Source organism: Flavobacterium macacae, assembly GCF_003865365.1.
In the GTDB taxonomy this organism is placed as follows: domain Bacteria; phylum Bacteroidota; class Bacteroidia; order Flavobacteriales; family Flavobacteriaceae; genus Flavobacterium; species Flavobacterium macacae.
The window spans coordinates 1-15,339 of record NZ_RQVR01000013.1; the positions used below are offsets into that span (position 1 = coordinate 1).

The following is a 15,339-nucleotide window of genomic DNA, read 5'->3' on the forward strand; positions in this document are numbered from 1 at the left end:
CTTTCCGTCACCGTTTGGTGAAATCCCTTTTGGAATCATACACGTAGTACCGTTGGCGGTGAATTCGAAAGTTTCAGAACAAGCTATAGCTCCAGCAGTAGTAACAGTTACTATATAACTTCCTGCTTCTGTAACAGTAAGCGTTTGACCTGTACCTAAAACGGTACCTGGAGCAGAAGCTAATGCCCAAGCATAGCTAACTGTTGCAGGGTCGAAACTTGACTCAATCGGAAGTACTTCCATTACATAATTAGAACCTTCACAAGATCCGTTTACCGATGCTTGTAATGCAGGAATAATTATTACAACAAAACTTTCTTCATCTGTACAATTTGGTGTTGTTCCTGATTGTGCGTAAACAAAAATTGTTTGAGTTTGAGTTATAAGACTTCCTGGCGCAAGCTGTGTTCCCGTTCCTCCTGTTGCTGTAAAATAATTTCCTTCAGCAAGAACTGGAAGTACATAACTTTCACAATTAGTTGAACTTAGTGGAGCAACTGCAACCGGAATAGGAACAACCAATACTGCCGTACCATCTGTTACTGAACAACCATTATTATTGATTGTTACTTCGTAATATCCTTCATCAGAAACCGTTATTGAACTGCCTGTGTCTGGAAGCGTTGTTGCACCATCAAGTGTCCATGTAAAAGTTACATCGGCTACATTGAAATTACTTGGAGTTACTGTGATCGTTCCCGAAGTTCCTTCACATAAAGAGAAATCTGAAGTTAATGTAAACTCTGGTGAAAGGTCTTGAACAACTAAGTTAAATGTTTTTGAACCTGAACATTCTGTTACATTATTATAAATCCTAACAAAAATCGGCTGTATAAATTGTACCGTATTTTCAAACGATAAAAGCAAAGGATTCACGTTTGCATCAGCATCAGCCTGAGTGGCATGATAAGTAACATCATAATCCGCAGCATTTAATCCTGTTAAAAGAACTGATGTGTTTTCAGACAAATCAAATGTTGCAAATCCATCTGGATCACATTCCGTAAGGTCATTTGGAACCCCTGTAACAATTTCCACTACATCATAAAACTCAATTCGAACCGAAGCTGATACCGCACATGTTGAACCTGAAAAGGCAGCAGCTAGTGTGTAAGTACCTGTTTGTGTAACAGTCAGATTTGGTCCGTTTTCATTAGGAATAACTACACCGTTTTCATCTGTCCATACAAAATCATAATCGTTTGGATCAAGACCACTAGTGATTGTGAAAGGTTCTCCTCCACAAACTGCATTTCCTCCGGCTACAGTTAAATCTACACCTAAATTGATATCTCCAATATTAAAACTTCCTCCGGCTAAGAATACTGCTGAATTAAAGCTAGAATCATTATAATCAGCAATTACCAATTTAATATGGTAAGTTTCACCAATATTTACAGGTGATTGCGCAGTCATTACAACTGTTTGCCCACCATAACCAATTGCAGAAGCCTCTGGATCATTTACATTATATTGTCCAAAATATTCAACATTTGCAGAAGCACAACCTGAGTTATATTGTGCGTCTCTAATATTTACTACCGAAACTGGTGTAGTTGTTCCTGGAATTACAGCAAGGTTTTGAGAAACTCCGTCTGCACCGGTAAGTATAAATGCAAAAGCATCCGAATAAGAACATTGGAAAGTTCCATATTCACTTGAAGCAAAAAGGAAATCAAAACTAATTTCATCTGTTAAAGGCACAAAATCAAATTCTAAAACAGAAGCATTGTTCAAGCCTGCAGTATTTCCTCCTGGAACAATTAATGCATTTAAGTCAGCATCACCAAGCCAAGTTGATGATTCAGTTCCTGTGTTATCCCCAGGATATGGACCTTCGGCTTCCGATATATTTCCTGTAGACAAAACAACTCCATTGGCAAATGGAAAGCTTGATCCATTTTGCTCGAAATATCCAATTCCGTTAGACTGACCAAAGTTTGTACCTGTTCTTGACGTTACATTTGTTACAATAGCACATTCAGAACCTATTAATACCTCTTGAACCAATTGCTCAATAGTATATTGGGTGCCATTTACAGCAATCGGAGGAACAGGTGTCCTTACACAGACATCAAATGATGTTGTCTGAGGTGTTGACGAATAGGAATATACTCTAATTTTATATGTATTTCCAATCGTAAGCCCATTTGCTTGACTTGTGTTGGGATCACTACAATATATCTGAGTCAAAGAACCACAGACATCTCCTTGATAAAGAACATGGAATAAATCTGTTGTGCTTCCTGCAACATTGTTTAAACTAATTAAATGCGAGGTGGCGGTTGCTACAAATTCGAACCAAACATCATCATCATCATTACCAAAACAAGTATTTGCCTCTGGTGAAGCTGTGGCTCCAATTAAAATTCCTGAAACAACTTGCGTACAATTTAAATCAGGATTAACAGGTACCACAGTTGCATTTGCACAATCATCGTTGGCAATTGCTGTTGCAAAATTTCGTGGTCCTGACCAATTACTTAAATCGGTAGTGCTACATAAAGCTCTTATAAAAAACGAATAAGCCGTTCCCGAAGTTAAACCTTCTAAGGTATAAGGTGGTGCTGTTGTTACAATCACACTAGTTCCTGTTGGCGTATTTGAACCTGCAGGTTGGTAAATTACTTCCCAAGAAGTTGCACTGCCCATTTCCGTCCAGTTTAAAACTGCATTCGTCAAACCGATATTTGTTACGGTTAAATTTTGCGGTTTCGGACACGTTGGCGGCGTACAGTCAACAAGTCCTGTGTATAGTAAACTATTTGCGGTTCCTTGCCCTGGCAGTTTTGTGTACACATCTTCTTCAAACGCATCAATTACCTGAATACCGACTTCTCCGGCAAAGCTGCCGCCTGAATTCCAAAACAATTCAAAAGGAATTCCATTGCAAAGCGGTACATTTATGGTAATTGGACCAGCTCCTGTTGTAAATGTGGAGCCGATTGTGGCAACAACGATTCCATTCTGCCTGATCGACATGGTATTGCCATTCCATCCGTCTCCAAAACTGTCAGTCATGACAAATTTATAGTTACATTGATTCACTAAATCACAAATCGCCGTATTAAATAGAAATGGACCCACCCATAAGCTGACATCATCTGCAGCACAATAAGCCCTAACATAATATTCATATTGTGTGGCTGCTGTTAATGGCACACCTGCTGCTGTAGTCGTTGCTACATAATTATTTCCAACCGGAGTTCCTCCTGCTGTTGCCGCTGGTACGCCAGTTCCTGGAGCTTGAACAACAACCTGCCATTGGGTTTCAACATTCCCAGCTGTCCAAGATAATTGGGCACTGTTTGTATTAAAGTTTGTAGCCGTCAAATTAAAAGGAACAGGGCATGAAGGAATGTCTTCAACAATGACGCTGTCAATATACAATCTCCATCCGTCAGGCCCTCCTTGAGGTACATGCCATGCAATATTTACCGGACCTGTGATTCCATTCATGTTCACAATTCGTTCCACATACGTAATGTTATTGTAAGTGGCTAATGGCACTAAAGTTGTTGTAAAATTAGCTTGCCCTACACCTGTAGTCGAAAGTTTTACTTCAAATGCATCCGGTTCTCCAACCGATTGAACTCTATAGTGGTATTTTAATCTCTGATTTCCTGTTAAGTTGATTGTTGGAGAAACCAACCAATCGTTATTATTTCCGGCGTTGCCGTCCGTTAAAATGACAGCGCTTTGATTTCCTTCAAAAGGATTTGTTGCATAATCCATATTCCAAGCATCGGTATCTCCATTTAAGTTCAAAACCGTCCAGCAAAACTGGGTTGGTGAAGTACTGTTGAATCCTTCAAAGAAAGGAACATTGAAAGAAGCACACTGCGTATTAAATAAAAACGGACCAGCCCAAGTACTAAAAGTACCGTCGCCACAATCAGCTCTTACATAAAACCTGTAAGCTGTTGAAGCCAACAAGCCTCCTGCTGGATAAGCCGCATTGTTTGTTGTAGTCACTCCTGCTCCTGAAGGAATTGGAGTTCCCGCTGTTTGAACATCAACTTGCCATGATGAAGCAAGATTTCCTGGATTTGCCCATGATAAAGTTGCTGCTGTTGTCGAAATATTAGATGCAGCCAGACCAGTTGGCGGCGTACAATTCACTTTTTGGATAATTAAAGTATAGGGTGTTGACTGCGGCGTCGCCCAAGTTGAAATTACAATAATGTACGTTTGCCCTGCAGTTACTGCCAAAGAAGGAATCTCTCTAATCCCTGTTCCTGAATTACCAACACCGGCAATACAGCTTACGCCCACATTAGAACATCCGTTGTATACAAAAATACCTGAATATGTTGCAGTAGGTGTCATTGAAATACTAATTACACCTGTTTCTGTAGCGGTATAAGCATAAAAAACATCGTCACCATTTAAATAGCTACTGGTTACATTACAACTTGTTCCGGGAGTTCCTTCAATTGTATCTGCATAATTTGAAGTATCGTCAGTTGTAGAAAACGGCAATGAGGTAATTTGAATTGCAGAACTACACGTTTCGCCTATTGCACTAATTGAAAAACTAAATGGCCCAACCCAGTTGCTCGTAGTACCCACACTTGAACAAATGGCTCTTACATAATATTTATAGTCTTCACCAGAGATATATGGAACTTGTTGTAGAGGAGATCCTGTCGCCGTTCCTGTTGATGCGTAAGGCGGCAGACCACTATAAACAATACCGTGCCCTGTTGGAGCTGGAGTTGCTTGAGAAACAATTTCAATTTCCCATTCTGTTGCACCCCCAGGATTACCCCAAGTTAAACTCGCACTTGTGGGAGTTACTGCTCCTGTACCTAAGTTCGTAGGATCAACACATTGTTCCAAAATCTTTACGGTATCAACAAGCCATCTTTCAGAAGAAACGGTGTTACTAATTTGAGTATTTAACATTACAAAAGCAACATACACAGTTGATCCTGCTGGAAGATTAAGAGGAACCGTTTTTTCTTCATAAGTATTAAATGTCCCCATTAAGGTCAACTCATTCCACTCTTGTAAAACTGTAAATGTTGACACATCAGTCTGCGAAGTTGTAGAAACTCTAATTTGAAAAATTGAACCTTGGTTTCCTGCCGTTTGAAGTCTGGTAAAAAATTTCAATTGACCATTTGTCGGAACTGTAACCGCTGGAGTTACCATCCAATCTTGAGAAGTATTTCCTATTCCAAGATTGTCATTTGTTCCATTCATTTGTACTGAACGCGTGCCTTGATGAACTAAAGTTGGGGATGAAGTCGGTGCCCAACTACCTTGTGTTCCGACACCATTGTCGAAAATAGCCCAAGTCCCAGAATTTAAGACCCAAGTTCCGCCCGATGGATTAGCTGTACTATCAAATCCTTCGTTCAATGCCACTTGGGCAAAGCCGAGAAAAGATGAAAAGCACATTAAGAATAATAATGTAATTTTTTTCATAGACAGAAAATTTTAGTTTGGTTATAGATCTCGAAAATAAGAAAAATAAAATTTAACACAAAGTTATATCTCAACAATAATCTCATTAATAGACATTTGAAACATTTTTTTCGCCTTGTGTTAAGAAATTCCTAAATTCACAAAAGTGCTTAATCTTTCCTATCTTTGCACTTTTAATTACTATATCTTGGCTTTAAACACAAAAATATACTTTGCTTCTGATCAACATTTTGGCGCTCCAACAGCAGAATTGAGTTTTCCGAGAGAGAAAAAATTTGTGGCCTGGCTTGACGAAATAAAGAAAGATGCCACGGCACTTTTTTTATTAGGAGACTTATTCGATTTTTGGTTTGAATACAAAACGGTAGTCCCAAAAGGCTTTGTTCGCGTATTAGGAAAACTGGCTGAACTTCGTGATGCTGGCATTCCGATTTATTTCTTCGTGGGAAACCACGATTTGTGGATGGAAGATTATTTCCAGAAAGAATTAGACATTCCTGTTTATCATACCACACAAGAATTCACTTTCAACGATAAATTATTTTTGATTGGCCACGGCGACGGATTGGGTCCGGGCGACAAAGGCTATAAAAGAATGAAGAAGGTTTTCACGAATCCGTTTTCAAAATGGCTTTTTCGTTGGCTTCACCCTGATTTGGGAATTCGTTTGGCACAATACCTTTCGGTAAAAAACAAATTGATTTCAGGCGATGAAGACGTAGTTTATTTAGGAGAAGAAAAAGAATGGCTGGTTTTATATTCTAAAAGAAAATTAGAAACAAAACATTATGACTATTTCATTTTTGGCCACAGGCATTTGCCAATGACCATAAAAGTGGGAGAAAATGCAACGTATGCTAACTTGGGCGATTGGATTGGTTATTTTACCTACGGCGTTTTTGACGGGGAAAAATTTGAGCTGAAAGAATATAAAAATTTATAACTGCATTGCTATGGAAATGGACAAATCAATCTACTCAAAAACAAAACTAATAGTTTTCAAATGCCTAAAGACAGGACGTACTTGCTTAAATTCAATAAGTGTAGACTTTACAGAAGAATGGATTATTACAGGCGGAGGATATTTTTACAACAGAAAGACACAAGAACAAGCAGAAATTTTAATTAAAAGGGATAAGAAATAATAAATCTAATTCTGGCAAACCTCATCCAAATACTCTTTCAGTTGGATTTGGAAAATCGTTCCTTCGACTAAATCTTTGATCTGCATCAATTCATCAACAGAAACAGCCAGGTCAATTTGTTGCAAGGGCGTTTTCAATAAAAACTTATGGCATTTTCTTTGGAATTCACACGTGTTGCAACTTAGTTCGTTGCAAGTCAAATCAATATTTCCTGCAAAAATAGTCAATTCTTCTTTTGACAGATAGAAACCCGTTTCTTTAAAAACCAATTGCACTTTGCTTTTTAATACTTTTTGTTCTTTTTTCCAATGAAAAGCCACACCAAATTCATTAAAATAGATTTGCTCAATTTCTTTCATAACCTGAATTATTTCAAACAAATATAAGAACTATTTAAAATGATTCTAAATTAATCGATGTTAATTTTAGCAAAAAGATTTCTATCGCAAAATAATTAGTTTTCCTTAATATCTCGAAGCCGCATTTGCAAGCTCACATTGCCATTGTATTCATTTTCCTCGATAGAATATGCTGCTTGAAACAATTGTCTATTTGCCGTCAAGTCTAATTTAGCTCCGATTTTAAAACCAATAGCTCCAAAACCTTCAGAATTTCCTTGTTTTACAAAAAGCTTCAGATGTTCATCATCTTGCCCAATTGTCTTTCCAAAACCGGTATCGATCAAATTTTTGCTCATAAAAATAGGCGTCATATTCATCGGACCAAAAGGCTCAAACTGTTTTAATATTCGCATGGATTTTTCATTGATATCTGTCAGGTTTATTTCAGCATCAATCAATAGTTCCGGAACTAAAAGTTCTTCCGCAATGGTTTCAGAAACAACTTTTTCAAACTGATTCTTGAAATTTTCAAATTGCTCTTCCTTCAACGTCAATCCGGCAGCATACATATGGCCTCCAAATTGTTCCAAATATTCTGAACACGCTTCCAAGGCATTGTAAACATCAAAATCTTTTACTGAACGTGCCGAAGCAGCCAATTTATCGCCGCTTTTTGTAAAAACTAAAGTTGGACGATAATAGGTTTCAATCAATCGAGAAGCCACGATTCCGATCACGCCTTTGTGCCAATCTTCTTGATAAACAACGGTTGAGAAACGTTTTTCTTCTTTATTCGTAATAATTTGAGACAACGCTTCAATCGTAATTTGCTTGTCTAATTCTTTTCTGTCTGCGTTAAAAGTCTCGATTTCCTTGGCAAAAGCTTCTGCTTCTTCAAAACCAAATTCTGTCAACAGACGAACCGCATAATTGCCGTGTTTGATTCTTCCGGCGGCGTTAATTCTAGGAGCAATTATAAAAACAACATCCGTAATCGTCAATTCTTTTTTCTTTACATTTTGCGTAATCGCCTTGAAACCCGGACGCGGGTTAGAGTTGATTACGTCTAAGCCAAACTTAGCCAAAATTCGATTTTCACCCGTAATCGGAACAATGTCAGCACCAATTGCCGTGGCAACCAAATCTAAATACGGAATCAAATCTTCAATCGTCTCATTCCGATTTTGACCTAAAGCCTGAATCAATTTAAAACCGATACCGCAACCGCAAAGTTCATCATAAGGATAATCGCAATCTTGACGTTTTGGGTCTAAAATCGCAACCGCATCAGGCAAAGAATTTCCTGGACGGTGGTGATCGCAGATGATAAAATCGATTTTTTTTGCATTTGCATATGCAATATGATCGACGGATTTTATGCCACAATCGAGTGCAATAATCAAGGTAATTTCGTTGTCTTCGGCATAATCGATTCCTTTAAAAGAAATGCCGTAGCCTTCGTCATAACGATCCGGGATGTAAGTATCAACGTTGGGATAATAGCTTTTCAAATAGGAAGAAACCAAAGAAACAGCCGTAGTTCCATCCACATCATAATCTCCAAAAACCAAAATTCGCTCTTGATTTTCGATGGCTTTTTCAATTCGAACAATCGCCTTGTCCATATCTTTCATCAGATAAGGATCGTGCAAATCTTCTAATTTTGGCCTGAAAAATTGGCGCGCTTCTTCAAACGTTTTAATACCGCGCTGTACCAAAAGTGTGGCAGTCAGTTCATCAACATTTAGTAAATTCTGCAGGCTTTTAACTTGATCGGAATCAGGTTTCGGTTTTAATTTCCAACGCATTTTCTGTATGGTTTATAGTATTTATGATTATAAAAACTAAAAAAGTCTTTATTTTTTTGGAGCTAACGCTTCGCCTTCAAATTGAATTCCGTTCAAACCTGTTTGCATAAAATTGCGGATATTTTGGTGGTCATTCCCATCAGGATTATTCAGCACCTCCTCGAAATAATACGCTCCGAAGCAAGCCAAAGTTGCTTCTTCTGAAAGATTTTGCAATTTAGCGAAAGCAAATATCTTACAAGATCCGTTATTTTCTCCTATGTTATTATAATGGCTTCCATTTTTGAAAGCCGTCGGATTAAAATCATACGTTTCTTCAATAACTTGAATCGTATCTTGAAAAGCAATGGTTTTTGGATTTTCTTGGAGTTGTTTTATAAAAGAAATAAGATTCATTTTTAAGCATTGAAATAATTAATTTTTACTTCTATTTTTGCAAAATGACGGAACATTTCCATCACGCCACAATATTTTTCTACAGACAAATCAACGATTTTTTGAAGTTTGGTTTGGTCTAAATCATTTCCGAAGAAATTATAAGCCACGCGCACGGTGTGGTAAAACTTTGGATGTTCTTCAGTCAAATCGCCTTCCACATCAATTGTAAACGTATCGATTTCAGCGCGCATTTTTTCAATCAACGAAGCAATATCAATTCCGGAACAACCCGCTAGCGAAGCCAACATCATTGCCTTTGGACGAAGTCCGTCGTTCTTTCCTCCAAATTCGGTATCAGAATCTATCTTTATAATTCCACCCGGATTTGTAGATTCAAAAGATCTATTTCCGAGCCATTTTGTTGTTACTTGGTGGGTGTTCATAATTATTTGTTTTCAACACAAATTCCACGAATACCATAAATGGATTAGTGAAAAATCGTGCAATTTGGTGTTTGTCTTTACTTTGTAGGCTTTCCGCCAACGATCACCACAATTTCTCCTTTTGGAAGTTTTGCTTCAAAGTGTTTCAAAACTTCAGTTGCGGTTCCTCTTACCGTTTCTTCGTGCAATTTTGACAATTCTCTTGAAACAGAAATCGGTCGGTCTTCGCCAAAATATTGGATAAATTCCGCCAATGTTTTGACCAATTTGTGTGGCGAAACATATAAAATCATCGTTCGGGTTTCTTCGGCCAAAGCCAAATAACGTGTCTGTCTTCCTTTTTTATCTGGCAAAAAACCTTCAAAAACGAATTTTTCATTGGGCAATCCGCTGTTCACCAAAGCGGGCACAAAAGCAGTCGCGCCTGGAAGACATTCTACCGCAATATTATTTTCCACACAAGCTCTCGTCAGTAAAAAACCAGGATCAGAAATCGCCGGAGTTCCCGCATCAGAAATCAAAGCAATCGTTTCGCCCGATTTTAATCTTGCAATTAAATTCTCGACGGTTTTATGCTCGTTGTGCATGTGGTGGCTTTGCATGTGCGTCCCAATCTCGAAATGTTTCAGCAATTTGCCACTGTTTCGAGTGTCTTCTGCCAAAATCAAATCAACTTCTTTCAGAACTCTTATCGCTCTGAAAGTCATATCTTCAAGATTGCCGATTGGCGTTGGAACTAGGTATAATTTTGACATTTATTATTTTTTACACACCGATTTCACAGATTAGCACCGATTTTTTCTAATTTTTAATCTGAGCAAATCCGTGAAATCTGTGCTGAACTTATTTAAATTTATTTTCAACAACTTCCAAGAAACGTTCTTCAAAATCTTCTTTTCCTTTCCATTCGTTGTAATCTGGTTTTACCAAATCTTCAATGAAATTTTTGGCATCTTGAAACGTATCAAAAGTGTTCAATTGCGATAAAACCCTGTTAAAATCTTCGTTGCTTCCGCCAAATAGGTGGTTTACAAAACCAACTCTGTCGTTCAAGCCAATGGTAATTCCTTTGGTTACTTTTTCAACGTGCGGTTTCGGTTCTTCTCTCGGAGCTTCTACTTTTTCTTCTTCTTTCGGAGTTTCGTTTTGAACGGATTCTTGAACTTTTACTTCTTCTTCTTCTGGTTTTACTTCAGCCTTATTTTCCTCTTCGTGATCGTGTTCGTGCTTTTTCTCGATCTCCGCTTTTACAAATTCCAAATCTTTATAATCATCTCCTAAGAAATCTTCAAAAATGATTTGGTGACCTGATTCTTTTGCCACTTCTTCCACCGTTTCTTCCTCTTTTTTATCGAAAGCCAATTCAAAAGCCGGCATAAAATCATCGCCCTCTTTCTTTGATTCTTCCGTTTCTAACGAAGCAATTTCTTCGACCTTTGGTTCTACTTCTTGGTCAACCGCTTCTGCAATTTCTTCTAAAGTTGGCTCTTCTGATTCAAAAACAGTCGGCTCTTCTTCTTCGTCTAAATCTTCTTCCGAAAGTTCAATTTGGCCCACCACTACTTTTTCATCTTCCGTATTTTCTTCGTCTTTAGTTTCTTCTTCAGAATCGTTTTCTTCCGAAACTACTTCTTCCGTTTCCTTTTCAGCTTCAACTTCGGCAACTTCTTCCTTTTCAGGTTCGCTTTCTTCAACAGTTTCTTCTTCCTTAATTTCTTCCGAAACTTTCTCTTTACTCGCTACATTTTCAGCTACGTCCGCCACATTTTCCTCTTGAATTTCTTCATCAAAAGCAGTTTCTAAAACTTCATAAGCTTGAGATTTCCCGATTGTGGGTTGTGAACCAGCGAAATTTTCTTCCACAAAAAGCAAAACAGACAGCTTTTCATAGAGTTTTTGACTTTCTTGGTGCAATTGAACCAATTCTGATTTGTTTTTCAGCTTTAAGATTCTGTGTGCAATGCTGATTAATTCGGCTTCCAATTTTTTCTTCATAACTTTTGATATTATATTGAGTAAAGCGACGGTTTTTTAATAAATTTGTTTCTGTCACAAAGTAAAAAAAACTAATCCTTTTTAAGGCTGAAAAATACAAAATGTTTCTCGAAAATACAGTAAATCATAAAGAACAATTTGGCTGGATTGAAGTAATCTGCGGTTCGATGTTTTCGGGCAAGACCGAAGAGCTGATTCGCCGTTTGAAAAGAGCCCAATTTGCCAAACAAAAAGTGGAAATTTTCAAGCCTGCCATTGACACGCGCTATCACGACGAAATGGTTATTTCTCACGATTCAAACGAAATTCGCTCCACGCCTGTTCCCGCATCCGCTAATATCAGGATTTTGGCGCAAGGCTGTGACGTTGTGGGTATTGACGAAGCACAGTTTTTTGACGATGAAATCATTTCGGTTTGCAATGACTTGGCCAATTCTGGAATCCGGGTGATTGTTGCCGGATTAGATATGGATTTTAAAGGAAATCCGTTTGGACCTATGCCGGCATTGATGGCAACGGCTGAATATGTGACAAAAGTGCACGCTGTTTGCACGAGAACCGGAAATTTAGCCAATTATAGTTTCAGAAAAGCAAACAATAACAACTTAGTGATGCTTGGTGAAACCGAAGAATATGAACCGTTGAGCCGTGCCGCTTATTTTAATGCCATGAAAGAGCTGCAAGATAATGAGGAAAGTTTTTTCAGTAAAAAGAAGGAAATTTAGACTTATTTCGAATCTTGCAAAGTCACAAAGGCGTTAAGATTGATTTTTTTCTATGCGACTTTGCGAGCTGAACTTTCAAACTAAATAAAATAAATTTTGAGCCTAAAAATCCAACACATCGTTCCTGAAATCCAAGCTGTTTTCCATGGAAATTCTAATTTAGAAATTGATACTGTTTCCATTGACAGCCGTTCGCTCCAAAACAATTCTGGGACTTTATTTTTTGCTTTAACTGGCGCAAATAATGACGCACACCACTACATTGAAGACTTGATTTCAAAAGGCGTCCAGAATTTTGTTGTGAATTATATTCCAAATAATTTAGAAGAAAAAGCCAATTTTTTAGTTGTAGAAAACACCTTAAAAGCGTTACAGGATTTTGCTTCTTATTACAGAAAATCTTTCCATTTCCCAATTATCGGAATTACCGGAAGCAACGGAAAAACCATCGTAAAAGAATGGCTCAATTTTCTTTTGAGTCCGGATTATAATATTATTCGAAGTCCAAAAAGTTACAATTCGCAAGTTGGCGTGCCTCTTTCGGTTATTTCTATTAATGAAAAACACAATTTAGGAATCTTTGAAGCCGGAATTTCAACGAAAAATGAAATGGAAAAACTGGAAAAAATCATCCAGCCAACCATCGGAATTTTGACCAATATCGGTTCTGCGCACGATGAAGGTTTTTTAAATTTAGAAGAAAAAGTTATAGAAAAACTTCGCCTTTTTGAGAATTCTGAAATTCTTATCTATCAGAAAAATGACTTGGTCGATTCAATTATAAATAAAAAGACAAAAACATTTACTTGGAGTTTTTCGGATGAAAAAGCGAATGTTTTAATAGCACCGAAATCAATTGCTGGCAAAACCCAATTATCAATACAATACAGCGCAATTTCTTTTGATGCAATAATTCCTTTCCAAGATAAAGCTTCGGTTGAAAATGCCATCAATTGCCTGATGACATTGTTGTATTTGGGCTATCTTCCGGAAGTTATAAAAGAGAGAATGCAACTTTTATATTCGGTAGAAATGCGCTTGAAAGTCAAAAACGGCATCAACAATACGGCTTTGATTGACGACAGTTACAGTTCTGACTATCAATCTTTAAAAATTGCTTTAGATTTTTTAGAACAGCAAAAACAATACAAGAAAAAGACCATAATTCTTTCGGATATCATTCAAAGTGGCTTGCCAATTGATGCATTGTACCACAAAGTTTCGGAGTTGATTACCTCCAATAAAATTGACAGAATTATTGCCATTGGCGAAGAAATTTCGGTTTATTCAGGTCATTTTAAAAACATAATTACGTATAAAAATAAAGCAGAATTCTTAGCCGATTTCAAGAACCTGATTTTTGAAAACGAAACGATTTTAATCAAAGGTGCCCGAATTTTTCAGTTTGAAGAAATCACGACTTTATTAGAAGAAAAAACACACGAAACGGTTTTAGAAATCAACCTAAATGCCATCAGCCACAATTTAAATTTCTTCAGGTCAAAACTAAAACCTGAAACCAAATTGATGGTGATGGTCAAAGCTTTTGGCTATGGAAGTGGCGGTTTTGAAATTGCAAAATTATTAGAATACCACAAAGTTGATTACCTTGGAGTCGCTTTCGCAGACGAAGGAATTTCGCTAAAAAGTGCCGGAATCACCCTGCCAATTATGGTTATGAATCCAGAAAACACTAGCTTTTCTGCAATTATTGAGCATCAATTGGAACCTGAAATTTATTCGATTAAAGGCTTGCGTGCTTTTTTGAAAATTGCCGAACAGAAAAATCTAGAAAAATATCCGGTTCACATAAAATTAGATACGGGAATGCACCGTCTTGGTTTTCAAGAAAATGATTTGGAAGAATTGATTTCAACTTTAAAAAATACGCCTTCGATAAAAGTAAAAAGTATCCTTTCTCATATGGCGACCAGCGATGATTTGGAACATCACGAATTTGCGAAATCACAGATTGCTTTGTTTGAAAAATTGTCTTCAAAAATTGTAAGCGAACTTTCCATCAATCCGATTCGCCACATTTTGAATACATCTGGAATCAGCAATTATCCTGAAGCGCAATATGACATGGTTCGATTGGGGATTGGTGTTTATGGCGTTTCTAACGATGCTTCGGAAACAAAATATTTGGAAAATGTAGGCACTTTAAAATCCATAATTTCACAAATCAGAACCATTCCAGCAGGCGAAAGTGTTGGTTATGGACGCCGTTTTATGGCAGATTCTGAAACTAAAATTGCCACGATTCCGATTGGTTATGCCGACGGAATTCCAAGAAGCTGGGGAAATGAAACGGGTTTTGTGATGATTAAAAACCAAAAAGCGAACATTGTCGGAAGCGTTTGTATGGATATGCTGATGGTAAACGTAACCAATATTGAATGCCTTGAAGGCGATTCAGTGATTATCTTCGGAGAAAATCCGAGCGTGAGTTTGATTGCAGAAAAATTAGGAACAATTCCGTATGAAATCTTGACCGGAATATCGCATCGCGTAAAAAGGGTTTTTTATAGGGAATAATATTTTTATTAAAAATGTTAAAATTTTTGTTTAATTTCGTAGGAACAAATTTAAAAATCAACCAAAAAATTAAAATTATGGGAATGATATCAGAGTTCAAGGCATTTGCCTTAAAAGGTAACGTAGTAGATTTAGCGATCGGGGTTATCATTGGAGCCGCTTTTGGAAAAATTGTATCTTCATTTATTGAGGACGTAATCACGCCATTATTGCTTAAGCCCGCTTTAGAGGCAGCCAGTTTGGAAAAAATTGAAGATCTTACTATTTTTGGTTCTGTAAAATACGGAATGTTTCTTTCTTCCGTAATTAATTTTATTATCGTTGCATTTGTTTTGTTTCTAGTAATCAAAGGAATTAATGCTGCAAGAAAAAAAGAAGTAGCACAGCCAGCGGCACCGCCAGCACCTTCAAATGAAGAAAAATTGTTGATGGAAATTCGCGATGCCTTAAAAAGCAGACCTTAAGAATACACCGTTTCATTATATATTCTTACTTAAACCGTTTCTGAAAAGAACGGTTTTTTTGTTTTAAAT

At 37.3% G+C, this 15,339-nt stretch carries 12 protein-coding genes; 5 read left to right on the plus strand and 7 right to left on the minus strand.

Features of this window, described 5'->3' with window-relative positions; genetic code table 11:
• The coding region (locus EG849_RS11450; protein ID WP_125013222.1) for a choice-of-anchor L domain-containing protein at window positions 1-5,433 on the minus strand (5,433 nt) is incomplete at its 3' end.
• A 187-nt stretch (window positions 5,434-5,620) separates the two neighbouring features.
• Here EG849_RS11450 and EG849_RS11455 point away from each other — a divergent pair.
• Window positions 5,621-6,376, plus strand: coding sequence for a UDP-2,3-diacylglucosamine diphosphatase (locus EG849_RS11455; protein ID WP_125013223.1), 756 nt, complete (start codon window positions 5,621-5,623; stop codon window positions 6,374-6,376).
• Between the two features lie 10 nt (window positions 6,377-6,386).
• A complete protein-coding gene (locus EG849_RS11460; protein WP_125013224.1) occupies window positions 6,387-6,578 on the plus strand; it encodes a hypothetical protein in 192 nt (63 codons plus the stop codon).
• Between the two features lie 5 nt (window positions 6,579-6,583).
• Here EG849_RS11460 and EG849_RS11465 read toward each other — a convergent pair whose 3' ends face one another.
• The 6 genes from EG849_RS11465 to EG849_RS15635 form a co-directional block, all read right to left on the minus strand.
• Complete coding sequence (locus EG849_RS11465; protein WP_125013225.1) at window positions 6,584-6,937, minus strand: hypothetical protein; 354 nt, start codon at window positions 6,935-6,937, stop codon at window positions 6,584-6,586.
• Between the two features lie 95 nt (window positions 6,938-7,032).
• Window positions 7,033-8,727: a single-stranded-DNA-specific exonuclease RecJ gene (gene recJ, locus EG849_RS11470; RefSeq protein ID WP_125013226.1), complete on the minus strand. Its 1,695-nt coding sequence runs from the start codon at window positions 8,725-8,727 to the stop codon at window positions 7,033-7,035.
• A 48-nt stretch (window positions 8,728-8,775) separates the two neighbouring features.
• On the minus strand, window positions 8,776-9,123 hold the full coding sequence (locus tag EG849_RS11475) for a HopJ type III effector protein (protein ID WP_125013227.1): 348 nt from the start codon (window positions 9,121-9,123) through the stop codon (window positions 8,776-8,778).
• A gap of 2 nt (window positions 9,124-9,125) precedes the next feature.
• Window positions 9,126-9,548 (minus strand): OsmC family protein, encoded by a 423-nt coding sequence (locus EG849_RS11480; protein WP_125013228.1) that lies wholly within the window; start codon window positions 9,546-9,548, stop codon window positions 9,126-9,128.
• Between the two features lie 77 nt (window positions 9,549-9,625).
• A complete protein-coding gene (rsmI, locus tag EG849_RS11485) occupies window positions 9,626-10,303 on the minus strand; it encodes a 16S rRNA (cytidine(1402)-2'-O)-methyltransferase (protein WP_125013229.1) in 678 nt (225 codons plus the stop codon).
• An 88-nt stretch (window positions 10,304-10,391) separates the two neighbouring features.
• On the minus strand, window positions 10,392-11,543 hold the full coding sequence (locus tag EG849_RS15635; RefSeq protein ID WP_158611947.1) for a hypothetical protein: 1,152 nt from the start codon (window positions 11,541-11,543) through the stop codon (window positions 10,392-10,394).
• A gap of 101 nt (window positions 11,544-11,644) precedes the next feature.
• On the opposite strand from EG849_RS15635, the gene EG849_RS11495 reads away from it, so the two are divergent.
• The 3 genes from EG849_RS11495 (at window position 11,645) to mscL (ending at window position 15,270) form a co-directional block, all read left to right on the plus strand.
• Window positions 11,645-12,268: a thymidine kinase gene (locus EG849_RS11495; RefSeq protein WP_125013230.1), complete on the plus strand. Its 624-nt coding sequence runs from the start codon at window positions 11,645-11,647 to the stop codon at window positions 12,266-12,268.
• Between the two features lie 96 nt (window positions 12,269-12,364).
• Entirely contained in the window at window positions 12,365-14,806 is a 2,442-nt protein-coding gene (locus EG849_RS11500; protein ID WP_125013231.1) for a bifunctional UDP-N-acetylmuramoyl-tripeptide:D-alanyl-D-alanine ligase/alanine racemase, read from the plus strand.
• A 77-nt stretch (window positions 14,807-14,883) separates the two neighbouring features.
• A complete protein-coding gene (gene mscL / locus EG849_RS11505) occupies window positions 14,884-15,270 on the plus strand; it encodes a large conductance mechanosensitive channel protein MscL (RefSeq protein ID WP_125013232.1) in 387 nt (128 codons plus the stop codon).
• Window positions 15,271-15,339 lie beyond the last annotated feature (69 nt).